The sequence below is a fragment of the Streptococcus sp. CCH8-C6 genome (genome assembly GCF_001557225.1).
Classification (GTDB): Bacteria; Bacillota; Bacilli; order Lactobacillales; family Streptococcaceae; genus Streptococcus; species Streptococcus sanguinis_C.
In genome coordinates, this window is record NZ_LSJN01000023.1 from 36,145 (window position 1) to 61,230 (window position 25,086).

Here is a 25,086-nt window from a genome sequence, read left to right on the forward strand (position 1 = left end):
CTTACCACTCCTCTGCGAAGCCGTCCAATAGATTTTTTTAAAGCTGGTTATAAAAATTTTTTATCGGAATATGCAACACCATAAATCTCTTTTTTTAAATTTAGAAAAACATTTCAGAATTATCAGAAAATTATTTACTTTTGGAAGAAATTTGTTATAATAAGCAGTGTAAAAACTCATGACTTGGAGGTCCCTATGAGAAAATCAAATATTCTTCTTGCCGCAGGGCTCACTCTGCTCTCTGTCGGCTTACTTACAGCTTGCTCTGGAGGCGGAAATTCCCAATCCAGCAAAAAAATCTACAGCTATGTCTTTACGTCTGATCCAACGACTTTGGACTACATCCAGTCGGCAAAGGTGTCTACCCATGAGCTGACTACAAATGGTGTAGATGGCCTACTGGAAAATGATAAATATGGAAACTTAGCTCCGTCTATCGCAGAAGACTGGACAGTCTCTCCAGATGGTCTCGTCTATACCTATAAGCTGCGCAAAGATGCAAAGTGGTATACCGCTGATGGTGAAGAATACGCAGATGTTACAGCTCAGGACTTTATAACAGGTATCAAACATGCTGCCGATATCAAATCTGACGCCCTCCCTCTTATCCAAGATTCCATCAAGGGACTGAGTGAATATGCAGCTGGTACCAACAAGGACTTTTCAGCTGTTGGAGTTAAGGCACTGGACGATCATACGGTTCAATATACACTCAACAAGCCTGAAACCTACTGGAACTCTAAAACAACATCAGGTGTTATGATGCCGGTCAACGAGGCCTTCCTAGAAAAGCAAGGCAAGGAATTCGGTCAGGCAACCAAAGCCGACTCCATTCTGTATAACGGTCCATTTATCATGAAATCCATTACTTCTAAATCCTCTGTCGAATTTGAGAAGAACCCTAACTACTGGGATAAGGACAAGGTCAAGATTGATGGTGTCAAACTGTCTTACTACGATGGTTCTGACCAAGATTCATTAGCGCGGACCTTCGGAGATGGCGGCTACAGTTTGGCAAGACTCTACCCAGCAACTTCCAGTTATTCCTCAATCGCTGAGAAATACAAAGATAATATCTTCATGACAGAAGCAGGAGCGGGGGTCGGTCTAATCAGCTTTAACATTGACCGTCAAAGTTATAACCATACTTCTAAAACCAGCGATGAACAAAAAGAAGCTACCAAAAAAGCTCTGCTGAACAAAGACTTCCGCCAAGCTCTAGCCTTTGCCCTTAACCGCGAAAGCTATTCGGCTCAGGTCAACGGAGAAGATGCAGCCAAGCCAGCTGTCCGTAATCTCTTTGTTCCGCCAACCTTCGTACAAGCCAATGGCAAGGAATTTGGCACTCTTGTCGAAGAATCACTGGCTTCCTATGGTGACGAGTGGAAAGGTATCAAGCTAGATGACGGTCAAGACGGTCTCCACAATACTGACAAAGCCAAGGCGGAATTTGCCAAAGCCAAGCAGGCTCTTGCAAATGAAGGCGTACAATTCCCAATTCACCTAGATGTTCCTGTCACTTAGAATTCTACTAACTTCGTCAACCGTATGCAATCTCTGAAACAGTCATTAGAAGAGGCTTTAGGAAAGGACAATGTCTCTGTAGATCTACAGATGCTGGCTGAGGACGAAGCACTAAACATCACCTTCAATGCTGAAGCTGCTAGCCAGGAAGACTGGGATATCAACGGTCTCGTTGGCTGGGAGCCAGACTACCAAGATCCATCTACTTACCTAGACATTTTAGTCCCAGGTAACAGCACTCAGACCAGAACCTACCTTGGATTTGAAGACAAAGACAATGCTGCTGCTAAAGCTGTAGGACTGGATGAGTACAGCAAACTGATTGAAGAGGCCGGAAACGAAACACAAGATGTTGACAAGCGTTATGAAAAATATGCTGCAGCTCAAGCATGGCTGACAGATAGTGCCCTCGTTGTGCCAACTATGAGCAGCAGAGGAGCAGCACCGTTCATTTCTCGGATTGTGCCATTTACTAACTCTTATGCTCAGACAGGTACAAAAGACGCCAACTATCATAAATACGTAGAAATCAGTGATGAGATTGTCACAACTAAAGACTATCAAAAGGCCCAAGAAAAGTGGAAAAAAGAAAAAGAGGAATCCAATAAAAAGGCCCAAGAAGATCTGGCTAAACATGTGAAATAATCACTACTTTGATGTTAATTAAAAAACCAGCAGGAACAGAAACCTGCTGGTTTTTTTAACTTTTCTATTTAATATTTTAAAGCCCGGCTGATTATCCAGCTGCAAAACCAACCATCTACTCAAAGACAAACTGGTTGTGATAGAGTTCTGAATAGAAACCGCCGAGTTTGAGGAGCTGGTGATGATTGCCCTGTTCGATAACCTCTCCGTCTTTGAGGACGATAATCTGGTCTGCATTGAGGATTGTTTTGAGGCGGTGAGCAATGACAAAGCTAGTTCGGCCAGCCACAACGGCTTCCATGGCCTGCTGAATCTTGCTCTCTGTTACTGTATCGACATTAGAAGTCGCTTCATCCAAAATCAAGACTTGCGGATCCGTCAGCAGGGTTCTAGCAATGGAAATCAGCTGTTTCTGCCCAGTTGAGAAAATATTCTGGTCATCATCCACGATGGTATCGTATTTGTCTGGCAGACTTTCAATATAATCATGAATATGAGTCGCACGCGCAGCCGTTTCTACCATCTCCTGACTAGCATCCGGCACACCGAAGCGGATATTGTCCCGAATCGTACCGCTAAATAGCACCGAATCCTGCAAGACAATCCCCACATGGCTCCGTAAGCTATCCAGCTCATAGTCCCGAATGTCGCGACCGTCAAACTCAATGCTGCCACTATCCACATCATAAAAACGATTGAGCAGGTTCATAATGGTCGTCTTACCTGAACCAGTCGGGCCAACAACAGCCGTCATCTTGCCCTTAGGGGCTAAAATAGATACGTCTTTGAGAATAGGCTTGCCTTCTACATAAGAGAAGTCCACATGCTTGATCTCCACGGAGTCTGTAAGCTCTGTGAAAGCAGGTGCATTCTCTGGTCGGACTTCCTCTGGTGCATCAAACATCTCCTGAATCCGGTCAGCCCCTGTAAAGGCCAACTGCAAACTGCCCCAGCTGGCTGCAATCTGGATGATGGGCTGATAATACTGCTGAGAAAACTGAGTAAATGTGGTAATCAGGCCAACTGCAACAGCCGTTTCGACATTAGGGTCGCTCAGTAAGACAGCCGAACCAACAAAAATCACAATGGCTGTATTAATCAAATTCATCCCGTTCATAATAGGGAAAAGAAGCCCTGAAAATGTTCGGCCTTTAAAGGTTGCTGAGCGCACTCGATCATTCTGCTCAATGAACCCTTTGATGACCTCCTCCTGCATCCCCTGAACGATAACAGCCTTCTGACCGGAAATAGTCTCGTCCATATAAGCATTGAGGCGGCCGACTTCTTTTTGCTGAAGATTGGTGTATTTCCGAGCCAGCCTAACAATGACCACTAGGAGAAGAAAAGCAACCGGTGTGCTGGCTACCGTTATCCAGGCCAATCTAGCATTTTGGACAAACATGATAATCACGAGCCCCAGATAGAGCAAGGCATTGCTCATCACCTGGATCATGCTCTCATTTAGAGCTTGCAGGATATTGTCCAAGTCGCTGGTAAAGCGCGACAGAATGTCTCCATCCTGATGGCGGTCAAAGAAAGCAACTGTCATCTTGGACAGCTTGCCAAACAGCCCCTTGCGCATCTCATTGGTCGAATGGGCAATAACTCGGGTCATCAAAAGCATGTAAATCAGGCTAGAAACAGACAGGCAGACAAAGGATACCAATACACTGCCCATGACGCTGCCAAAAGTCGACAGAATCTGATCAGTCTCACCCTTCTCTGCAAAAGCACGTCCCAACTCAACCAAATGCTGAACAGCCTGACCGACATAAACCGGAAAAAGGACCTGAAAAACAGTCGCTGTTATCATCATCAAAAGGACAACGACAAAGGATAATTTGTAACGCTTAAAATATTGCCAGAAAAATGCAATCGTCCGCATCTTAGTCCTCCTTTCCTTTCTGAGTTTCGTAGATTTCACGGTAAACATCGTTAGTTGCGACCAATTCCGTATGCGTCCCTTGGCCAATCAGCCGTCCTTGATCCAAGACCAGAATCTTATCTGCATGAACGACGGAGCTAATCTTTTGAGCAATGATAATTGTCGTCGTTCCTTGCAGCTCTTTATTCAAGGCTTCTTGAACCAACTTTTCTGACTTGGCATCCAAGGCTGAGGTCGAATCATCTAAAATCAAAATATTGGGATTGTTGACAACACCTCTGGCAATGGACATCCGCTGCTTCTGACCGCCAGAGAAGTTGCTGCCACGCTCCTCCACTGCACTGTCAAAACTCTCTTCCATACGGCTGATAAATTCACTAGCTTGGGCAATACGAGCCGCCCGCTCCATCTCAGGCAGCGAAGCGTTGAGCTTGCCCTGACGGAGATTGTCCGCAATGGTCCCGCTAAATAGAATCGCCCGCTGGAGCACGATGGAAACATTTTTACGAAGAGTTCCCTGACTAAGCTCTCGCAGATCTCGACCGCCAATCTTGACAGAACCTTCCTGCGGGTCAAAAAGACGAGGAATCATCTGGGCCAAGGTGGACTTACCAGCACCTGTCGCACCGACAACGCCAATCATTTGCCCCGGCTCAACCTCAAAGCTGATGTCCTTTAGCATTGGCTCGTCATCGTTGGGATAGGAAAAAGTCACATGCTCAAAGCTGATGCTGCCTTCTAGTTCTTCATCTGGTGAGTCTGGGAAAGTCATAGCTGGCTCCGTCGCCAATACTTCCTTGATCCGACGGATAGAAATGATTCCCCTCGTCACGCCATTTCCCAAAAAACCAACCATAATAATAGTGAAAATAATCTGGCTCAGATAACCGATAAAAGAAGCGATGGAGCTGACCAGGCCTGGTTCCGCCTGAATCATGCCAGACAGAGTCCAGATAGCCAAGTAAACAGAACTGTAGCCGACCAACATCATCATTGGCTCAATGATTGAAAAAGCATAGCCAATATAGAGATTCTCTGACAAAAGCTCATCAGACACCTGACTAAACTTATGAAACTGGTCTTCCTCCCGAACGAAGGACTTGACCACTCGCACACCACGAAGATTTTCCTTGGCAATGGCATTGATCTTATCCAAAAGAGTCTGGAATTTCTTAAAACGAGGCCCCATCATCCCCATCATGACAGCCGTTAGACCAGCTATGAGCAAAATCAGCAAGAAGATAATCCACCAGAGAGAGGGCATGGTTACAATGGCCAGAATGACTGAACCGATAAAAAGAATGGGCAGTCGAAGAAGAATTTGAAAGAGCATCATGGTCACATTTAGAATCTGATTGATGTCATTCGTCATCCGCACGACTAGATTTCCAGCATTGAATTCCTCGATATTGGCATAAGAAAAGGTCTGAATCTTGCGAAAAGTCTCTTCACGGAGATCTGAAGAGACAGCCTGAGCAATGTAAGCCGCCAAGGTCACATTAATCCCTCCTGCTACTAGCCCGACAAAACCGATGCCAATCAGCCAACCGCCCATACTGTAGATGGTCTGGCTATTTTGCTCCTGCAGAGCATCTAAGATGTGCTTTAAAAACCAGGGCAGTAAAAGAGAGCTGGCAATCATCAGCGAGGTCATCAAAAACGAACTCAGGGCATACCATTTATACCGTAATAGACTTTTAAAAAACATGCTTCCTCCTACTTTTTTCATATTTGACTTAGTTTCCTTACTATATCACAGATAAAAACAATGTCAAGCAAGAAATTTCTTATATTATATGGTAAAATGAGATATAGAACTCTAAAACCGATTTAAATTCAGACTCGGAATTTCATCATAAGGAGAAGATATGGATAAACAACGAGTTGCTGTGATTGGTCCTGGTTCTTGGGGAACGGCCTTATCACAAGTGTTAAATGACAACGGACACGAGGTTCGTATTTGGGGAAATATCGCTGAGCAAATCAACGAAATCAATGACGAACACACCAACAAACGCTATTTCAAAGATATTGTACTGGACGAAAAGATCAAGGCTTATCACAACCTAGAAGATGCTTTAAAAGATGCGGATGCCGTGCTTTTTGTCGTGCCGACCAAGGTAACCCGTCTGGTAGCCAAACAAGTAGCTCAAGCCCTAGACCACAAGGTGAAAATCATGCACGCCTCCAAGGGACTGGAGCCCAATACCCACGAAAGGATTTCAACTATCCTAGAAGAAGAAATCCCTGCAGAGCTCCGTAGCGAGATCGTCGTTGTCTCAGGTCCCAGCCATGCTGAGGAAACCATTGTGCGCGATATTACCCTGATTACTGCTGCTTCTAAGGATCTGGAAACAGCTAAGTATGTGCAGGAGCTTTTCAGCAATCACTACTTCCGCCTCTACACCAATACCGACGTTATCGGAGTGGAGACTGCCGGCGCTCTGAAAAACATCATCGCAGTCGGAGCTGGTGCTCTCCATGGACTAGGTTATGGTGACAACGCCAAGGCAGCTATTATCACACGCGGTCTGGCCGAAATCACGCGTCTAGGTGTCAAGCTAGGAGCCAGTCCTCTGACTTACAGCGGCTTATCTGGTGTCGGTGACCTGATTGTCACAGGGACCTCTGTACACTCCCGCAACTGGCGGGCCGGCAATGCTCTAGGACGCGGTGAGAAATTAGCTGATATTGAAGCCAATATGGGTATGGTTATCGAAGGAATTTCCACCACCAAGGCTGCCTATGAACTGGCCCAAGAGTTAGATGTTTATATGCCGATTACACAGGCTATTTATAAGGTTATTTATCAAAACTGTAATATCAAAGATGCCATTTATGAAATCATGAACAATGAATTCAAGGCTGAGAACGAATGGACTTCGCTCTAATAGAAAGGAAATGATTATGTCAAAAGTTAAGAAAGCCGTCATACCTGCAGCTGGTCTTGGAACCCGCTTCCTTCCAGCTACCAAAGCACTGGCCAAGGAAATGCTACCAATTGTTGACAAGCCAACCATTCAGTTTATTGTTGAGGAAGCTCTTAAGTCTGGAATCGAAGATATTCTAGTTGTCACAGGTAAGTCTAAACGCTCAATCGAAGACCACTTTGACTCCAACTTTGAATTGGAATACAACCTCAAAGAAAAGGGTAAAGATGACTTACTTAAATTGGTCGATGAAACCACGGGTATCGGTCTGCACTTCATCCGTCAGAGCCATCCGCGCGGACTAGGAGATGCTGTTCTTCAGGCTAAGGCTTTCGTCGGAAACGAGCCTTTTGTTGTCATGTTGGGCGATGACCTCATGGATATTACTAATGACAGAGCTATGCCTCTTACCAAACAATTGATGAATGATTACGAAGCTACCCATGCTTCTACTATCGCTGTCATGCAGGTCCCTCATGACGAAGTATCTTCTTACGGTGTAATTTCCCCTCAAGGTGAAGGAGTCAACGGCCTATATAGTGTGGAAACTTTCGTTGAAAAGCCAAAACCTGAAGATGCACCGAGTGATTTGGCTATTATCGGCCGCTATCTTCTGACACCAGAAATTTTTGAAATCTTGGAAAATCAAACTCCTGGTGCTGGCAATGAGATTCAGCTGACAGATGCAATTGACACCCTCAACAAAACACAGCGCGTGTTCGCCCGCGAATTCAAGGGCGATCGCTATGATGTCGGTGATAAATTCGGCTTTATGAAGACTTCTATCGATTACGCTCTCAAGCATCCGCAGGTCAAAGACTCCTTGAAGCAGTATATCATTGACTTGGGTCATACATTAGAGAAAAAACAAAGTAAAAAATAATTGTTTCAAATAACTAGCGTTGAAAACAAAATTTCAGCTATAAAAAAGAGGTTGATGAACCTCTTTTTTATATTTCGTTAGTATCTTACACAAACTTGTTAAATCAAGGAGTAATGAAAGCCTAGAAAAATCAGAAGGGCAGCCAAGGCTAGATAGCAAAATAGGGCTAGCCAACGCTGAGCTGGTTTAAAAGTATTGCTTGATTCTTTAACAGGGAGAATGACAGCGCAGAGTATGCCACCAATTAAACCACCCAAATGTCCTGAAAGGCTGATACCAGGCATGAAACTAAAAATGATATTGACCACAATCAAGGTCATATAAGACTGACCTAGCTGCTGAATGTAGCTGTCACGAACGACATACTGCAGAGTCACGATAGATGCAAAGAGACCAAACAAGGCGGTTGAAGCCCCTGCTGACAGACTATCTGGACTAAAAAAGAAGACAAAAACATTACCCATTAGCCCCGACATCACATAGAGCAGAAAAAAATTCCGCGAACCAAAAATATCTTCTGCCTGCCGTCCAATAAAATAAAGAGTAACAACATTTACCACAAAGTGCTCCAAGCCAATATGCACAAAAATTGCAGAAAAGAGACGCCATATCTGAACAGGATTTATAATAATAGCTGGAGAAAACACTGCTCCAAATTCAAAGATGGTTTGTTCTTCAGCATAAGAAAAGCCACGTAAAACAAACATCACCACAAAGACAAGTGTTGTCAAAATTAGCAAAATACTGGTCACAGGATATTTTTTATCGTAGATGTAGTTCATAAGTCAACACTTCCTTTACTGCTATATCGTGATAATCGGGCTCAAAATCAGACTGTTGAAAACTATAGATGCTGCTGACAGACGCCCCAGCAAAATCAACTAGATAGCGATCATAGTAGCCACCGCCGTAACCAATCCGAAACCCTTGAGAATTGAAGACCACGCCCGGCACATGAATCAGATCAATTTCTGTCTTGTCCACAGCCTCTTCACTTATCGGCTCCATAAGTCCAAAAGAGCTTTTTTGCAGGCAACTTTCATTGTAATCCACAAATATCATCCGACCCTGGCCATAGGTTTTAGGCACTAAAACCCGCTTGCCATCTAACTGAGCCTGCTTGATAAAGGCTGCAGTTGAGACTTCATGCGGCATAGAAAGATAGGTAGCGATAACCTGAGCTTTTTGATAAGCTGCTGAACTGAGCAAGTGCTGGGTCAGCCAGTTATCTGCCTGCTCTTTTTCTTTTCCTGTCAGTTTCTTCATCTGGTTCAGTACAGTTTGTCTCAGCTCTTTTTTCACGCAGCTCGTCCACCTTTTTCTTATCTTTCGTTGATTTTATAATCTAGGAATTTCCCAATCTTTTCAATAGCAAAGGGCAGTGCTGCCTCATCCGGTGTCATCTTGGGATGATGGAGGGCATAGGGACTATCCACTCCCAGCCAGAACATGACGCCCTTGACCTTGCTGAGCAGATAGCCAAAGTCCTCGCCTGTCATAGCCGGCGCAATATCAATCAGCTCCACTCCTTCTTCCTTCTGGAAAAAGTCCATTAATTCGTCTGCTAGGTCAGAATGATTTTCTACAGGCAGATAACCACCTTGCTTGAGTTCCAAGTCCAATTCCAGACCGAAACTTTGGGCTATGCCCTCTGCTATTTCCCGTAAGCGTTTCTGAGTCAAGAGGTTCATCTCCTGAGTCAGAGTCCGAATGGTACCATGCAAAAAGGCCGTTTCTGCTATGACATTGTTGGTCGTGCCAGCATGGAGCGAACCAAAGGTCACAACCGCTCCCTCGATAGGATCGACATTGCGACTGACAATGGTCTGCACCTGGGTGATAAAGTAGCTAGCCGCAACCAAAGCATCGTTGGCTTCATGAGGAAAAGCCGCATGGCCCCCCTTCCCCTTAAAGGTCAGCTTGACTTCACAGGTGCCAGCAAAAAGCGTTCCTCTATTAGTGGCAATATCGCCAACTTTGAGATCCGGCCGCACATGGAGGCCGTAAAACTCATCCGGCAGCCAGTCGCCAAAGGCACCATCTTCATACATGAGCATTCCGCCAGCTTCATTTTCCTCAGCAGGCTGAAAGAGAAAAAGCAGATTGTGGGTAGGCTGAGTGCTCACAGCTTGCTCCAGCAGTCCTAGAGCGACCGTCATGTGCATATCGTGTCCGCAGGCATGCATCCGGCCTTCATGAGTGCTGGCAAAGTCCAGGCCTGTATCCTCCACAATCGGAAGACCATCAATATCTGTCCGCCAGCCAATCGTCTTATCTGGTGAACTTCCCTTGATAAAGACCAAAATACCAGTTCGCCAAGTTCGGATTTCCACAAAGTCTAGACCTGCTGTCAGTCCATCAATGACCTGCATCAGGTAGGCATGAGTCTTGTATTCTTCCAGACCGATTTCTGGTATCTGGTGTAAATCACGGCGAATTTTCAGATAATCAAGCATTTTTCTTTCCTTTAAAATCTTGTCAGACCTGTCAAAGTTTTGGGCTAGGCCCAATCAATTCATCTTTATGCCATTTTTAAAGAGTACGCAGGGCGTCTTCCAGAGCTGTCTTCTGCTGGGTCTTCTCGTCAATGGTCTTGATAACTCGTGCCGGAACACCAGTAACTACTACTTTTTCCGGAACATCCTGGGTCACAATCGCACCAGCCGCAACAACGGAACCACTGCCAATTTGTACGCCTTCAATCACAACCGCATTGGCACCAATCAGCACATTGTCACCGACCCGAACTGGCTCAGCACTAGCCGGCTCAATGACTCCCGCCAGAACAGCACCAGCACCGACATGACTGTTTTTGCCGACAATCGCTCGGCCTCCCAGAATGGCACCCATATCAATCATGGTCCCAGCACCAATCTCCGCACCGATATTGATGACTGCTCCCATCATGATGACAGCATTATCGCCAATTTCAACTTGGTCACGGATAATAGCGCCTGGCTCAATGCGGGCATTGATATCGCGCTTGTCCAAGAGCGGTACCGCTGAGTTGCGGGCATCCTGCTCTACGACATAGGTCTTATTTTCCTCTAAGTTCACTAGGAGCGGCTTGATTTCTTCCCAGTCTCCAAAAAGAACATTGCCTAACTTTACAACAGACCAAGGGATTGATCCGTGCAATTCTCCATCAAAGGTTACTTTGACAGGAGTTTTTTTCTTGGCATCAGCGATAAATTTGATAATTTCTTGAGCGTTCATTTTAGTAGCAGACATAGCTTTACCTCTTTGTTCTTTCTATTTCTTTATTTAGAGAAAGATACACTCTCTCCTAGCCATTTAATATTTATCTATTATAACACATTTCAGATGTTTAGTTTGCACATTATTAGAATGATACTATTATTTCCTATTCATAGGTTTTAATATTTTTTAAATGAAGTCTCCCATCTTTACCCTCAGCAAATTCCAAATGATAGTATGTTCTATCCAATATACCATACTCCATGGATGCAAAGTAATAGCCCTTAACTCCTAATTTGTAATAACTGTTTGGAAGCCCCAAATGTTCTAAAACCTCTTGGTCACTTATACCTTTTTCTGAGTCAGGCTTTAATTCCTTGAGGAAGGATAGTTTCTCCTCTGACAAATCTTCCTTTTGATCGGTAAAGTAATTGACACTAATAAGACGCATTCCTGAACCAAAATCTCCAAACTGAAAAAGGGCAAATCCTCCTCCTGCTAGAGTATAGGTAAGTGACAATAATTTATCTTTCTCAACCATCATCTCTTCACTTCTTTGAGCCAAACCATACCGTTTGACAAAGTCAGAAACTGTAATATTCTTATACTCAATCTCTTCAATCTTGTAGTTCACAAAATCAATTTTTTCCCACTCCAGAGCTTTAGCATTTGGAGAACTGTACTTTGGTTCTTCTCGAATCAACTGCTTCTCTCTATGAAAACTTGTTCGATTTCCAAATAGGACAATAAGTCCTACACAAAGAACTGTTATTACCACAGCAGTCACCACTCTGAAAAGAGGTGATTTAGATTTAATCTTTGATACTCCTAGCTTTCTAGACTCTGTTCTATAAATTTGTCTATTAGAATTCTTAACGTTCTGTTTGTCTAAAGTCTTTGTTACTTCCTTGAAGTTTGACTCAGGTATTGATTTTGTTTCTTCCTTGAGATTTGGATTAGATGTCAGAGCTTGCTCTGCCTTAAAATTTCTCGTTGAAGAAATTTTAGTTCTACTAAATTTCTCCTTGTGTTCCCTTCGTAATTTTTCTAAATCCCTTTTTCCCATCGTCACATCTTTCTATTACTTTTAAAACAGGAGTCTATCTTCTCAGACTTTACTTTTCAACAAATTTTTTAGACGGTAAAGCCCATTTACTTCATCAAAATACAAAGAAACCGTCATATTGTCTGTGGTGGAATAACTAAGACTAATTAAAACAACTTGCCCCTTACCTACTTTAGAAGCATAAATGGTTTTAGGCATCCCCAGTTCTGCTATGGCCTGTTTTACTTCCATTCCTTCTTGCTCATCTTGAGGAATAAGAGATTGGTAATCATCGACCGATTTCGTAACTGGCCCCCAAGCATTACGAAATATTCTAACGTATACTAATGAGAGCTCTGTTTGACCTCCAACATCCCTAAACCTTAAGATAATATCTCCTTTCTCTCCTATTAATTTATACGTCAATTCAACTAGTTGGCTGCCTTTCACGCTATTATCTATGCTACCGGAACTAGCTTTTCCATACTTCTCAACAATATCCTGTGGAAGTACATTAGGTTCTTTCATCGTTTTTACCATCTGTAGCACATCTTCTATTTGAAAGTCTATTTGTCGATTCTCTTCAATAAGGTCAGAATATTCTTCAGTCTGCTTCTTTATATTGTCTTCTGATTCATTCTGAACAGTACTAGCAGACTGCGCTGATGACTCATTTGGTACTTGATTGGACCTTGGCCACATATATGATACAAGGATTGAAAAACAAGTAATTAGCACTAGACCTGTAGAAACTACTAACAAAGAGGCGTATCGAGACTGACCTAAACTTGATATAAGTTTAGGTTTTCGATTCCCTGCCTACTTTTTTTGCTGTTTTTCTTTAGCTGTAGCCTCAAAGACTTCCCCCTGAGGACTGCTATCAGAGAATACACTAGTTGCTTGCTTGTTTAATCCCGTCTTCTTTGACCATTCTCGTTGAATTTTTCGTCCTCTTCCCATGCACTTCTCCTCAAATAAACCAAATCTCTATTTTTTCTATCAATTATTTTTTTAAAACAAAGAAGACCGTCTGCCTACTTTTTCATAATCTGACAAATACTATCCATTCAATAAAATGAACCTTGGTCGCACAATAGAGGATATTTTTAATTTTCCACTGCAATGAATACTCATAAGCATCTTCAATCATTGCCTACTGATACTTTTCGCTCTCAAGATAGCTAACATCAGGTGATATGTTTTTCGTAAAGAAGATAGTCACCGGCCTGAGAAACGGTGAACCAGAGACTTACATATTTCCCATCCTTCAACTTATATAAAACATTCAGCTTTTGACCACTCTCGCCACCGGAATCAATTTCTATGTATTTTGATAGACCAAACTTCTCTAAAATTTCCTGATAGCTAGTTCCATCTTCGTTTTGAAACTCTTTACCAAGGACAAGATGTTCAAAATCTTCCTCTTTTAGATCCGTTCGGCTTTGAACATGCTGCGAACTAGCAAGATTATAAGAATAAATACCTGACAATTGATATTCATTATTTATTTTTTCAAAGTAGAAAGACAAACGCTGCCGCGGTTCTTCTCGAGAATAGAAAAGACTCATGCGCCCATCAGTCTGATTCAGGAAAGGAGCTAGATTACCTGACTGCGCTTTACCAAATTTCTTCACAATATCCTTGGGTGTTAGTCCAGACCCACTTCGCTCATCAACATCACTTTTTTTCTGTAGTTGAAGCTGACTAATATCCTCATAAGTCCAGTCAAAATGATTGTTCCCCTTATCCACATATTCGTCCAATACTCTCTGAGGGGATAAGAAATGTTCAAACCGTTCCACCAAATAAGGAACTGACAAAAGCAAGAGGATGGACAAGAAACCTACTGATAACCACAGCACTTGTTTATTAACAAGCTTACGTCCAAGAATTCCTTTTCTGTCTCTCTCAACCGGAGTAGAGCACTTATTTTCCACCCTATTCTTCGCAACTTCTTGGCGCTCTGCTTCAGTAATATCTAGTTCCTGTTCCTCTTGAACTTTTCCTGCTCTCTTCTGACCCTGTTGAAATTTAGTTTGACGCTTCTGACGCAGACTCTCCCAGTCTTTTCTTGCCATCCTTCTCTCCTTCATGACCCAACTATCATCCCCAAACAAATAATTCTAAACCATAGAATAAGAATCTTCTTATCAATAAACATACTTCCGAGTCAGTCGATAATCTCCTGTCTTTGATAAGGCAAAGTCTAAGTAAAGATAGCTTTTATTCGTCAGCTTATATTTGAGATAGACAATCGTTCTGTCTTTATAGTCTACAGACTTGTTGATAACTTGTGGCAAACCAAAACGCGACACCACATCTTGAATGTGGGCACCTTGACCAAATTCGTCTGCTTTCAAGTCCTGGAAATCTGCTTCAGTCAGCGTTTCTGAGCCACTTGAGTAAAGCGAGCTGCTCAGTTGGTTACCACGGATTGTGCTCAGTCGGTACTTGCCGTCAATTTTTTTGAACAAAAGACTAGCTGTTTGTTGTCCACTCGATTCACTATAAAAAAGATAAAGTGTATCGTCGCTACCGTTATTGCTTTCTCCTCCAGAAGTTGCCTTCCCAAACCGTTCGATAATTTCTTCGGCAGTTGGAGCGTCTTGTCCTCTTCCTTGCTGTTCAGATGAATAGACTTGAAGAGCTAAGATATCATCAAATGTCCAAGCGAAGTTAGCTGCTTTCTTATCAACATAAGCTGTCGCTTCTTGAGAAGTCTCATCCTCAGGAACCTCCCATGAGCGAGATACTGTTTCCGAAAAAGAGTAACTCTCACTTTCCTTACTAGAGGACCAACTAGATTGATAGGTGTTGCGTTCCTGACTTCCCTTATTTGAAGAAACATATCGAAAAATAGGAATAAGCACCAATATCACTAAAAGAATTGATCCGCTTCTCCAGACCCACTTAAAATTTCTTCTTCGCTTCTCTACAAACTCCCCTTGCTTCCAATCAGTTTTTGTTTCGAGTTTCTGCTCTCTTGTTGGTAGCCGTCGTGATTCTTCTTTCGTTTTATCAATATCAGGACTTATTTGAGGTTGTCGCTGCTCTTTTTTAGCTGTCGCCGATTTACCTCCTGTAAATTTAGCCTTGTGCTGTTGTCTCAATGACTCTAAATCTCTTTTTTTCATCCATTCTCCTATTGTATTTTTTAAACTCTATGCTTTTAACACCTTGAACAAAATTAGCTTCTACATCAAGCACTAATTGTTTGTTTCTCCTGCTCCATCCTCTAAGTCAGGACTTTTTTCTAATATATAACCTTGAGAATCGGAGACTCCAAAAGAAAGATTAACTATTTGTCCATCAGATAACTGGTAACTAATAGACACTTTGCTAGAAGATATGTAATTTGTATAGATAGAAAGACTATCTGGCAATCCCAATTGACCGACAACTTCTTGGTAGGATTTTCCTTTCTCTATACCAGAAAAATCTTGACGAGTTAATTGAGAATTTCTATTTGGCAAACTGTTGCTGCTAAGACGATGACTAAACAGAGAATCTAATTTAGGCGTTCCCACACTACCGTAACTAGAAAAAGAAATTGAAACCGAAGCATTTGATCCTGCATCAGGATAATCTAAATTCAGTGTTATTATTTGATTATCATAGTTATGTTCTCTCCCTGATTTCGCTTTTCCTAACTTAGCAACCACTTCGTCTGCAGTTAAACGAGAGGCAGTTCCTTTAAAATCCGCAAACAAAAGTGCAATATCATCATAAGTGATATGAAACTGATAGTCTTCTCCAGCAATCAATTCTGAACGATTAGTAGTATTTAAATCTTTTTCGCTGTTAGATGGCGTTCCCCCCTGATAAATATCAAAAGAATCATTATAAATATTGTTTGTTTTAGAGCTCGGATTGGAAACTAGCCCTGCAGCTCCTAGTCCTATGAGTAACATAAAAAAAGCCCACATAAGTTTCCAACCCATAGAACTATCAGAAGAAGACTCCGAATTTTCCTTCCAAAAAGCCTCATTCTCTTCTTTTTTAGCGAGCTCCTCAGCACTAAATCTCGGACGAAGCTCATACTCCTCTGCTTCAGATACAAGTTCTGAGTCTGGACGATTAGTTTCATCCTTAAAATAGAGTGATTCTTTCTTCTTAGATTTCAAGGATTCTAAAGCAAAAATAAGACGAGATAACTCCCTCCCCCTCAGGTACAAGAAGTCATCTGACTCAGCCGTTGAAACTCGTTTAGTCTCTGTTTCAATTCTCAAGCCGTCTGGAGTCTCTGAAACATCCTGATAGCTTAACTGAGCTCCACTATCTTTGTCGCTTACATTAATTATTGGATTAGAGGAGGATTCATTGAACTCAATGTTTTCGACTGATTTTTTCTCAGTCATTTGTGATTGAGCTAAAGCCTGAGATTCCTCTTCTTCAGATTTTCTGGATGGAAATACAGAATGATTGACGTCCCTTCTTTTAGGCTGAACCTTGTTAAATTTTGATTCATGTTCCCGTCTTAAGGCTTCCAGATTTCTTTTTTCCATATATTCTCCCAATCATATTTTTTAAACTAATCAGCATTAGTAAGATAGCATTTGTTATTTATTTTGATAGAACTACTCGGAAAGACAGACACTAGCTTCTCTTTCTTCAATAAGCTAAAAATACCATATCTGTATCAATAACTTTTTTAAGATATCATTTACTCTTTAAAATATTTTACAACAAAAATAACTAATGTGAGACTTTAGATGGATAGTCCTTTTAACTTCTCAGTTCACCCTTCCTCTAAACACTTTGAAAAGGCAATGTTTCGCTAAGACAGTCTTGTTCCAGTATATCATATTTTGAACAGGTTTAGCTCTAAATCTACGAGGAAAAAGACACGAACTTTCGTCCGTGCCCAACAAAGCAATTCCAAACTTATATACCAACGACCTTATTTAATTCTTTCGTTCAAAATGTTTCCAGTGTTGGCGTCAATGGTCATTTTGATCTTTTGCGCACCGTTCAGAGCTTCCTCTCCATCAAAAGCACTGTCTACACTAAAATGCTCTTTCTTGAGAAGCTTGGTCAAACTGCGATTCAGATCCACTTCATCTTCCACCAACAATAACTTCATCAAGTCCCTTTCCAATCTTAGTCTTTCGTTTTCACAAGAATAGTAATCACATCTGATCTAATTAGGTTTCTAGCAGCTTGATGAAAGTCTATCGCACTGCTGCTAGGTCTTCTCTGATTGTAACATATAATCAAGGAAAGGAAAACTACTGCTAAATAGACAAGTAAGTAAAAGACAAGCCAGATAGCGGACTAACCAACAAAACTTGATAAAATCTAATTTTTAAAATAGCAAAAAAACCTCCCCTAAGGGAGGCTGCGTTTCCTATTACAAACGTGCATTCAATTCTTTGCTCAATTCTTCAAATCCTGGTTTTCCAAGAAGGGCAAACATGTTGCGTTTATATGCTTCAACACCTGGTTGGTCAAATGGGTTGATGGCATTCAAGTAACCTGAAAGGGCGATGGCCAATTCGAAGAAGTAGATGGTGTAGCCAAGAGTGAAGGCATCTTGCTCTGGAAGAGTCACATACATATTTGGTACGTCACCATCTGTGTGGGCAAGAAGAACACCGTCAGTTGCTTTTTTGTTTACAAAGTCAACGTCTTTTCCTTGAAGGTAACCAAGTCCGTCAAGGTCTTCTTCCAAGCTAGGAATAATCACGTTCTTACGTGGTTTGTCAACACGGACAACTGTTTCAAACATGATACGAGTTCCTTCTTGGATAAATTGACCCAATGAGTGCAAGTCAGTTGAGAAGTTAGCTGAAGTTGGATAGATTCCTTTTTGGTCTTTCCCTTCTGACTCACCAGCCAATTGTTTCCACCATTCTGAGAAGTATTGAAGTGATGGCTCGTAGTTTACCAAAATTTCAGTTGCATAGCCTTTGCGGTAAAGGATGTTACGAACTGCTGCGTATTGGTAAGCTTCGTTTTCAGCAATCTTGTCTGAAGTGTAATCTTTACGAGCTGCATTCGCACCTTCCATAAGGGCTTTGATGTCCGCACCTGATGCAGCGATTGGAAGCAAGCCAACTGCTGTCAAGACTGAGAAACGTCCACCGATATCATCTGGAACCACAAATGTTTCCCAACCGTTGGCATCTGCTTCAACCTTAACAGCACCTTTTTGGCGGTCAGTTGTGGCATAGATACGTTTATTGGCTTCTTCTTGGCCGTATTTCTTAACCAAAAGCTCTTTAAAGACACGGAAGGCAATCGCTGGTTCAGTTGTTGTACCAGATTTAGAAATCACGTTTACTGAGAAATCTTTGTCAGCTACATACTCTACCAGGTCAGCAAGGTAAGTAGATGAAATTGAGTTTCCAGCGTAAAGGATTTGTGGAGCTTTGCGTTCTTCTTTTGTTTGCAAGTTTGCAAAGTGGTGGTTCAAGAAGTCAATGGCTGCTTTGGCACCAAGGTAAGAACCACCGATACCGATCACAACCAAGACATCGCTGTCTGATTTGATTTGCTCAGCAGCTTTCAAGATGCGGTCAAATTCTTCGCGGTCATAATTTTCAGGAAGGTCCAACCAACCCAAAAAGTCGCTACCAGCACCAGTTCCTTTGCGGATTAATTCATCTGCTGCTGTTACTTGTGATTGCATATACTCCACTTCATGCGGGGCAACAAATTTATCTAAAACTTTTGAATAATCAAATTTAATATGTGACATGATATTCCTCCATTTTTTATTCCACTCTATCATATCGCTTTCATACTTATTTAGCAAGTAATTTATTGTTTTAAAACGCTTCCAATTTAATTTTTTATAAATGAGCTAATCCTAGTAGCCATCTGAAAGCAATCGTTTGCGTAAGTCGGAAAATTTTAGCCCTATTAATAAGAATATTTTTGATTAAGAAGAAAGCCAATATGCTTTTTAAAATTAGAGGTTAGCTGAATTCATTTTAGGTCCATTCCAACTAGATTCACTGCTCCAATATTCATCTGCGCCTTTCAGGCTTGATTCATTCAACATTGGAACGTAGATATCGCTTCGCTCAAACTGCATCAATGTACCTAAGTTCTTTTGTGTCCTTTGGACTTAATTCACTAAAAGACTCTATACGGTTTACAGATTTTTCCCTTATGGGAAAAATTGCATCCATTGCTCTAAGATTCATCTGCGCCTTTCAAGCTTGATTCATTCAACATCGGAACTTAGTTCTAGCTTCGCTCAAACTGCGTCAATGTCTCTAAACTCATCTTCCTCCTTCGGAGTTGATTCGTTAAGAGGCATAGAAAAAGAGCACACAGTTTACATCGCTTAGGGCTGCTGGATTCCTCCCCTGACCCGCTTCACGCAAAACTGTTGCTCCGTTAATTAGTATAACACAAACTTTTGATTTTGGCTAATTTTATTTTTTCCTTCTCTGTCTGAAAAATTCCTGCATGATTTGAGCGCAATCTTCTTGGAGAACACCTGTTTCCACCTCTACTCGGTGGTTCAGGCGCTCATCTGTCAAAATATCATAGAGGCTGCCAGCTGCTCCAAACTTCTGATTTGCTGCCCCATAAACAACATGAGGAATGCGTGCCAGACCGATTGCTCCACTGCACATGACACATGGCTCAATGGTCACAAAAAGCGTTGTACCCAGCAAGCGCCAGCTATTTTCATGCCGATTCGCCTCTTCGATAGCCATAATCTCCGCATGCATAACAGCCCGCTGCAGCTCCTCACGTGCATTGTGACCGCGGCCGATAATCTTACCTTCTTTAACCAAGACACAGCCGATAGGAATTTCATCATGAGCTAGGGCAATCTCCGCCTCCTTTAAAGCTTCCCGCATAAATACTTCTTTTTCTTCAATCGTATAATTCATCATTGTCTTTCTAAATCTGTAGTCGTCTATCTCATTATACCACAAGCCTGTCGCACTTCTCAGAAAAAGTAAAAGCCACCACTGGGGTGACTTTCAGGAGATTATTATGAAAAAAGTTTAGGATTTTTAAACAAAGTTAGGAGGTCTTTGTTTATACTGTTAGTATAAAATATATATCTTAAATGAGTCTTAATATGAAATTTTCCTACAAAAAAGCACAAGAAGCAATTTTCTTGTGCTGACTTTTTTATAAATTTGACCAGACGCTTTCCAAGATGTTGGTCTGCTCGCGGCCAGGGCCGACTGAAAAGGTAGAAATACGAACACCAACCAGCTCACTCACTCGGCGAACATAGTTGCGGGCATTTTCTGGCAAGTCTTCCAGACTGCGGACACCAGTGATGTCCTCTGACCAGCCTGGCAGCTCTTCGTAAATCGGCTTGCAGCGCTTGAGCTGTTCCAAACTAGCGGGGTAATGGTTTATTCGCTGACCATCCAAGTCATAGGCTACACAAATCTTGACTGTATCCAGACCGCTCAAAACATCAATGGAGTTAAGCGAAAGATTGGTAATCCCTGATACACGGCGGCTATGGCGCATAACAACCGAATCAAACCAGCCTACCCGACGCGGACGGCCAGTGGTAGTGCCATATTCATGGCCGATATCACGAATGCGGTCACCAACTTCATCAAAAAGCTCTGTTGGGAATGGCCCATCTCCGACCCGACTGGTGTAAGCCTTGCAGACACCAACGACCTTGTCAATCTTGCTCGGACCAACACCGGAACCGATGGTGACTCCCCCTGCAACCGGATTAGAAGAAGTTACAAATGGATAAGTCCCTTGGTCAATGTCCAGCATGACACCTTGAGCCCCTTCAAAGAGCACTCGCTTCCCTTGGTCCAGCGCATCGTTGAGGATAACAGAAGTGTCCGTCACATACTGCTTGATTTGCTGACCATATTCATAGTATTCTTCAAAAATATCATCAAAGCTGATTGCTGTACTATCGTACAACTTCTCAAAGAGGCGGTTCTTCTCAGCTAAATTCCGCTCCAAGCGCTCTCTGAAAATATCTTTATCCAAAAGGTCAGCGATGCGGATACCGACACGAGCAGCCTTGTCCATATAGGCAGGGCCGATTCCCTTGATTGTCGTCCCGATTTTATTGTCACCTTTTGCTTCTTCCTGCAGGCGATCCAGCTCGATATGGTAAGGCAGGATGACATGCGCTCGATCAGAGATGCGAAGGTTGTCTGTCGTCACACCTTCCTCATGCAGGTAGTTCAATTCTTTGACCAGAGATTTAGGATTCACCACCATTCCATTTCCTATAACAGAAATTTTTTCTGGGAAGAAAATCCCTGACGGAATCAGATGCAGCTTGTACTTCTTGCCGTCAATCACGATAGTATGGCCGGCATTGTCACCACCCTGATAGCGGGCAATCACTTCGGCATTGGCTGAAAGGAAGTCTGTAATCTTCCCTTTTCCTTCATCTCCCCACTGGGTTCCTACAACAACTACTGATGTCATAATTTTGTCTGAGCTGAAGCAGCTCGTCCTTTCTTGAAAAGCAGGCAGGAATCTCACCTGCGATTATGTTTTATACCTCATTATATGAAAAATTTAACAATTTTTCAAGGTGGGATCCATTCTTGATTTGCTTTTTCCCTTTTGAAAACGAATTAAATTTTCAAAAAATCTGTATTTTCTGAAATTTGTTAGTTTATTAAAAATAAAAGTTCGGAATTTTTGTAAAATCGTAGCGGAAATTTGTTTTCTTTTTCCGTTTGTAATAGACTAAAATTACTATCATAGGACGGTGAAATGATGACGATTAATCAATTACTGCAGAAACTGGATACAGCAAGCCCCATTCTCCAAGCGACCTTTGGTCTGGAGAGGGAAAATCTGCGGGTGACAACTGACGGACACTTAGCTCAAACTGCCCATCCGAGTCAGCTTGGTTCCCGCAATTTCCACCCGACCATCCAAACAGACTTCAGCGAGCAACAACTGGAACTAATTACACCTATCACTCACTCGACTAAGGAAGCACGGCGCTTACTGGGAGCTATTAGCGATGTGGCAGGCCGCTCGATTGACCAGAATGAATGCCTCTGGCCTCTGTCCATGCCACCACAGCTGACGGAAGAAGAGATTGCCATCGCCCATCTGGAAAACGACTATGAGCGCCACTACCGAGAGGGCTTAGCGGAAAAATATGGTAAAAAACTACAGGCTATCTCTGGCATCCACTACAATATGGAACTAGGGAAAGATCTGGTCACTGCTCTCTTTCAAGCCAGCTCCCACCATTCACTCAAGGACTTTAAAAATGACCTCTATCTCAAGCTGGCTCGCAACTTTCTGCGCTTTCGCTGGATCTTAACCTATCTCTACGGTGCTGCTCCTCTAGCAGAAGCTGGCTTCTACAGTCAGGAAATTTCCCAGCCTATCCGCTCTTTTCGCAACAGCGACTATGGCTATGTCAATGACGAGAATATTCAGGTGTCCTTCGCTTCTTTGGAGCAATATGTAACTGATATTGAAAACTACGTTCAGTCAGGCGAGCTCAGCGCTGAAAAGGAATTTTACTCAGCCGTTCGCTTCCGTGGACAGAAGCACAATCGTGCCTATCTGGAGCAAGGCATCACTTATCTGGAATTCCGCTGCTTCGATCTCAATCCTTTTGATCATTTAGGCATTAGCCAGGAAACCTTAGATACTGTCCATCTCTTTTTACTGAGCCTGCTCTGGCTAGATGATGTAGAAAATGTGGATGCGGCATTAAAAGCTGCCCACGACTTGAACCAAAAGATTGCTTGTAGCCACCCGCTGACTGCCCTGCCCGATGAAGCAGACAGCTCAGCCCTTCTCCAAGCCATGGAAGAGCTCATCCAGCATTTTGAACTGCCAACTTACTATCAAGCCTTGCTTGAGCAGCTTAAGGAGGCACTGCTAAAACCTCAGCTAACCCTATCTGGTCAGCTCCTACCTCATATTCATCAGGATTCCTTAATGACCTTTGGACTAGACAAAGCGGAGGAATATCACCGCTATGCTTGGACTGCTCCTTATGCCCTAAAAGGCTACGAAAATATGGAACTGTCCACCCAGATGCTGCTCTTTGATGCTATTCAAAAGGGGCTTAATGTCGAAATTTTAGATGAAAATGACCAATTTCTCAAGCTTTGGCATGGTCACCATGTAGAGTATGTCAAGAACGGCAACATGACCTCCAAGGATAACTATGTCATCCCTCTAGCTATGGCCAATAAAACAGTCACCAAAAAGATTTTGGCAGCAGCTGACTTTCCTGTTCCGGCTGGAGCAGAATTTTCTTCCCTTGAAGACGGACTGGCCTATTACCCTTTGATTAAGAACCGACAAATTGTCGTCAAACCCAAGTCAACCAACTTCGGACTGGGCATCTCCATCTTCCAAGAACCAGCTAGCCTAGAATCTTATCGCAAGGCTTTGGAGATTGCTTTTTCAGAAGACACCGCCGTTTTGGTGGAGGAATTTATCGCAGGAACGGAGTATCGCTTCTTTGTCTTAGATGGTCAGTGTGAGGCGGTTCTCTTACGAGTAGCAGCCAATGTTGTCGGAGACGGTCAGCATACCGTGAGAGAATTGGTTACCATCAAAAATGACAATCCCCTGCGCGGTCGAGACCATCGTTCACCGCTCGAAATCATCGAACTGGGCGACATTGAACTGCTCATGCTGGACCAGCAAGGTTATGGACCAGACGATATCCTGCCTACTGGAGTCAAGGTTGACTTGCGACGCAATTCCAATATTTCTACCGGCGGAGACTCGATTGATGTCACAGACAACATGCACCCATCTTATAAGGAACTCGCCGCGGACATGGCAAAGGCTATGGGAGCTTGGGCTTGTGGCGTTGACCTAATCATCCCTGACAGCTCTGCTATTTCCACAAAGGAAAATCCCAACTGTACCTGCATCGAGCTCAACTTCAACCCCTCTATGTATATGCACACCTATTGTGCTGAGGGGCCGGGACAAAGCATCACCCCTAAAATACTGGCTAAACTTTTCCCAGAAATGGACTAATAATAAACACTCGCAGAGAAAGTATCTGCGAGTGTTTATATACGTCCATAAAATCATATAACATAACTGATATACCTTGATGATTTCCCTAAGTCAAAATTAGTCTAACCTATATATGGTTTCAAGATAAATAAATCTGATCTATATCTTGCATCTAGCTAAAATTGATATACCTAAAATGTTTGAACAAACTAATAGCATAAAATAAGTTGCTAAAAATCTAATATTAGCCTAAGCTAGAAAATCACTTTATATCCTTCACCCAAAAGTTGCATCAACTTGGCCCCCATGATAAGATCCAAACTGAAGCTGTTTAGCATAAGTATTATAATTTCCTACGAAATATGAATTCTCTTTTCCATCAGATGTTAGCTTGCAAACAAATTGAACTACATCAGCATGTTTCGTCTCAAAAACTTCAATGGCTCCAGGATCTACTGCATAATTCCCAAACTTAATTACAATCCAATAAGTCTGTATCATACCAGGACTAGACATCAACATATGATTATATTGATCTCCTTTTAATTCGTCAGGATGATTTACCCCTCTAACATAATTCTGAGCTGCTATCAAAGCAGTTGTGACATCTGCTTTTAAACTATCACTTACAGGCTGGTCAAGAGACTCAAGAGTGTTTAATGCCTTCTGATGGTTCTCTTCATTCATTGAGCTTTCCATATCAACAGAAGGCTCTGAAGACTTCTCAGATTGCGTTTGACTTGAAGATTGAGATACAGATTCATTTTCTTTTGAGCGGATAGATGATGAACTGCTAATTGACACTTCCATCGAATTTTTTTGATTATTTTTTAAACTACATCCCGTAACAATTAGCAAAAAAATGGCTAAAATCAAGCTGTATACTATATGGCGGAGCTTTGTTTTAATGAAACACTTACCTTGATTATTCAAAATATTTCCTCCTAAAATGAAACTATATCACTTTTTATAAAACTATTTTACCAAAAATTTTTGCAAAATGACCTTGCTTATAGAAACTTTTCAATCTTTATCCTTCAAAAACCAGCTT

General features: G+C 42.3%; 18 protein-coding genes, 1 other RNA gene and 2 pseudogenes. 4 read left to right on the top strand and 17 right to left on the bottom strand.

All coding sequences use genetic code 11. From position 1 onward, the window contains the following. The first annotated feature begins 195 nt into the window (after positions 1–195). Positions 196–2,169, top strand: a pseudogene (locus AX677_RS02850) (peptide ABC transporter substrate-binding protein). A 115-nt stretch (positions 2,170–2,284) separates the two neighbouring features. Here AX677_RS02850 and AX677_RS02855 read toward each other — a convergent pair. Continuing rightward, positions 2,285–4,054, bottom strand: coding sequence for an ABC transporter ATP-binding protein (locus AX677_RS02855; protein WP_060976110.1), 1,770 nt, complete (start codon positions 4,052–4,054; stop codon positions 2,285–2,287). Between the two features lies 1 nt (position 4,055). After that, positions 4,056–5,762: an ABC transporter ATP-binding protein gene (locus AX677_RS02860; protein WP_060976111.1), complete on the bottom strand. Its 1,707-nt coding sequence runs from the start codon at positions 5,760–5,762 to the stop codon at positions 4,056–4,058. 160 nt (positions 5,763–5,922) lie between these two features. Here AX677_RS02860 and AX677_RS02865 point away from each other — a divergent pair, with 160 nt between their 5' ends. Together AX677_RS02865 and galU are read left to right on the top strand one after the other, a co-directional pair. Next, positions 5,923–6,945: an NAD(P)H-dependent glycerol-3-phosphate dehydrogenase gene (locus AX677_RS02865; protein ID WP_004193913.1), complete on the top strand. Its 1,023-nt coding sequence runs from the start codon at positions 5,923–5,925 to the stop codon at positions 6,943–6,945. A 16-nt stretch (positions 6,946–6,961) separates the two neighbouring features. Beyond that, positions 6,962–7,867, top strand: a complete 906-nt coding sequence (gene galU / locus AX677_RS02870) for a UTP--glucose-1-phosphate uridylyltransferase GalU (RefSeq protein WP_032907798.1) — start codon at positions 6,962–6,964, stop codon at positions 7,865–7,867. Between the two features lie 98 nt (positions 7,868–7,965). On the opposite strand, the gene AX677_RS02875 is transcribed toward galU, so the two are convergent. From AX677_RS02875 to AX677_RS02940, 14 genes and pseudogenes are all read right to left on the bottom strand, one after another. Next, entirely contained in the window at positions 7,966–8,649 is a 684-nt protein-coding gene (locus tag AX677_RS02875; protein WP_004193918.1) for a rhomboid family intramembrane serine protease, read from the bottom strand. Next, on the bottom strand, positions 8,630–9,169 hold the full coding sequence (locus AX677_RS02880) for a 5-formyltetrahydrofolate cyclo-ligase (protein WP_004193920.1): 540 nt from the start codon (positions 9,167–9,169) through the stop codon (positions 8,630–8,632). The genes AX677_RS02875 and AX677_RS02880 overlap by 20 nt, the downstream gene beginning before the upstream one ends. Positions 9,170–9,189: 20 nt before the next feature. Continuing rightward, entirely contained in the window at positions 9,190–10,323 is a 1,134-nt protein-coding gene (locus AX677_RS02885) for an N-acetyldiaminopimelate deacetylase (RefSeq protein WP_060976112.1), read from the bottom strand. A 76-nt stretch (positions 10,324–10,399) separates the two neighbouring features. Continuing rightward, a complete protein-coding gene (dapD, locus tag AX677_RS02890) occupies positions 10,400–11,098 on the bottom strand; it encodes a 2,3,4,5-tetrahydropyridine-2,6-dicarboxylate N-acetyltransferase (protein ID WP_060976113.1) in 699 nt (232 codons plus the stop codon). Between the two features lie 133 nt (positions 11,099–11,231). Then, positions 11,232–12,131, bottom strand: a complete 900-nt coding sequence (locus AX677_RS02895) for a hypothetical protein (protein WP_060976114.1) — start codon at positions 12,129–12,131, stop codon at positions 11,232–11,234. Between the two features lie 42 nt (positions 12,132–12,173). Continuing rightward, entirely contained in the window at positions 12,174–12,872 is a 699-nt protein-coding gene (locus AX677_RS02900) for a hypothetical protein (protein WP_231730777.1), read from the bottom strand. A 425-nt stretch (positions 12,873–13,297) separates the two neighbouring features. Continuing rightward, the gene (locus tag AX677_RS02905) at positions 13,298–14,188 is read right to left on the bottom strand and encodes a hypothetical protein (RefSeq protein ID WP_032907804.1); all 891 of its coding nucleotides are present in this window, start codon (positions 14,186–14,188) and stop codon (positions 13,298–13,300) included. Positions 14,189–14,260: 72 nt separating this feature from the next. Then, positions 14,261–15,244, bottom strand: coding sequence for a hypothetical protein (locus AX677_RS02910; protein ID WP_060976115.1), 984 nt, complete (start codon positions 15,242–15,244; stop codon positions 14,261–14,263). 72 nt (positions 15,245–15,316) lie between these two features. Then, on the bottom strand, positions 15,317–16,615 hold the full coding sequence (locus AX677_RS02915; RefSeq protein ID WP_060976116.1) for a hypothetical protein: 1,299 nt from the start codon (positions 16,613–16,615) through the stop codon (positions 15,317–15,319). Between the two features lie 467 nt (positions 16,616–17,082). Then, positions 17,083–17,193: pseudogene (locus tag AX677_RS09310) on the bottom strand (DNA-binding response regulator); the annotation flags it as partial. 267 nt (positions 17,194–17,460) lie between these two features. Next, positions 17,461–18,810 carry a glucose-6-phosphate isomerase gene (locus tag AX677_RS02925; RefSeq protein WP_049547242.1) on the bottom strand — a complete coding sequence of 450 codons (1,350 nt, stop codon included), beginning with the start codon at positions 18,808–18,810 and terminating at the stop codon, positions 17,461–17,463. A gap of 565 nt (positions 18,811–19,375) precedes the next feature. Continuing rightward, an RNA gene (ffs, locus tag AX677_RS02930) (signal recognition particle sRNA small type) lies at positions 19,376–19,461 on the bottom strand. 34 nt (positions 19,462–19,495) lie between these two features. Continuing rightward, positions 19,496–19,966: a tRNA adenosine(34) deaminase TadA gene (gene tadA / locus AX677_RS02935; protein ID WP_060976117.1), complete on the bottom strand. Its 471-nt coding sequence runs from the start codon at positions 19,964–19,966 to the stop codon at positions 19,496–19,498. A 244-nt stretch (positions 19,967–20,210) separates the two neighbouring features. Then, positions 20,211–21,503 (bottom strand): adenylosuccinate synthase, encoded by a 1,293-nt coding sequence (locus AX677_RS02940; protein ID WP_060976118.1) that lies wholly within the window; start codon positions 21,501–21,503, stop codon positions 20,211–20,213. 297 nt (positions 21,504–21,800) lie between these two features. Here AX677_RS02940 and gshAB point away from each other — a divergent pair, with 297 nt between their 5' ends. Continuing rightward, the gene (gene gshAB, locus AX677_RS02945) at positions 21,801–24,053 is read left to right on the top strand and encodes a bifunctional glutamate--cysteine ligase GshA/glutathione synthetase GshB (RefSeq protein ID WP_060976129.1); all 2,253 of its coding nucleotides are present in this window, start codon (positions 21,801–21,803) and stop codon (positions 24,051–24,053) included. Between the two features lie 258 nt (positions 24,054–24,311). Here the strand turns inward: gshAB and AX677_RS02950 are convergent, their stop codons facing one another. Continuing rightward, positions 24,312–24,968, bottom strand: coding sequence for a hypothetical protein (locus AX677_RS02950; RefSeq protein ID WP_004193947.1), 657 nt, complete (start codon positions 24,966–24,968; stop codon positions 24,312–24,314). Between the last annotated feature and the right edge of the window lie 118 nt (positions 24,969–25,086).

What these genes read in the sequence shown, in the direction of transcription:
- AX677_RS02855 (WP_060976110.1), bottom strand. Translation starts at nt 4,054, where the DNA reads ATGCGGACGATTGCATTTTTCTGGCAATATTTTAAGCGTTACAAATTA.
- AX677_RS02860 (WP_060976111.1), bottom strand. Translation starts at nt 5,762, where the DNA reads ATGTTTTTTAAAAGTCTATTACGGTATAAATGGTATGCCCTGAGTTCG.
- AX677_RS02865 (WP_004193913.1), top strand. Translation starts at nt 5,923, where the DNA reads ATGGATAAACAACGAGTTGCTGTGATTGGTCCTGGTTCTTGGGGAACG.
- galU (WP_032907798.1), top strand. Translation starts at nt 6,962, where the DNA reads ATGTCAAAAGTTAAGAAAGCCGTCATACCTGCAGCTGGTCTTGGAACC.
- AX677_RS02875 (WP_004193918.1), bottom strand. Translation starts at nt 8,649, where the DNA reads ATGAACTACATCTACGATAAAAAATATCCTGTGACCAGTATTTTGCTA.
- AX677_RS02885 (WP_060976112.1), bottom strand. Translation starts at nt 10,323, where the DNA reads ATGCTTGATTATCTGAAAATTCGCCGTGATTTACACCAGATACCAGAA.
- dapD (WP_060976113.1), bottom strand. Translation starts at nt 11,098, where the DNA reads ATGTCTGCTACTAAAATGAACGCTCAAGAAATTATCAAATTTATCGCT.
- AX677_RS02895 (WP_060976114.1), bottom strand. Translation starts at nt 12,131, where the DNA reads ATGGGAAAAAGGGATTTAGAAAAATTACGAAGGGAACACAAGGAGAAA.
- AX677_RS02905 (WP_032907804.1), bottom strand. Translation starts at nt 14,188, where the DNA reads ATGGCAAGAAAAGACTGGGAGAGTCTGCGTCAGAAGCGTCAAACTAAA.
- AX677_RS02910 (WP_060976115.1), bottom strand. Translation starts at nt 15,244, where the DNA reads ATGAAAAAAAGAGATTTAGAGTCATTGAGACAACAGCACAAGGCTAAA.
- AX677_RS02915 (WP_060976116.1), bottom strand. Translation starts at nt 16,615, where the DNA reads ATGGAAAAAAGAAATCTGGAAGCCTTAAGACGGGAACATGAATCAAAA.
- AX677_RS02925 (WP_049547242.1), bottom strand. Translation starts at nt 18,810, where the DNA reads ATGTCACATATTAAATTTGATTATTCAAAAGTTTTAGATAAATTTGTT.
- tadA (WP_060976117.1), bottom strand. Translation starts at nt 19,966, where the DNA reads ATGATGAATTATACGATTGAAGAAAAAGAAGTATTTATGCGGGAAGCT.
- AX677_RS02940 (WP_060976118.1), bottom strand. Translation starts at nt 21,503, where the DNA reads ATGACATCAGTAGTTGTTGTAGGAACCCAGTGGGGAGATGAAGGAAAA.
- gshAB (WP_060976129.1), top strand. Translation starts at nt 21,801, where the DNA reads ATGACGATTAATCAATTACTGCAGAAACTGGATACAGCAAGCCCCATT.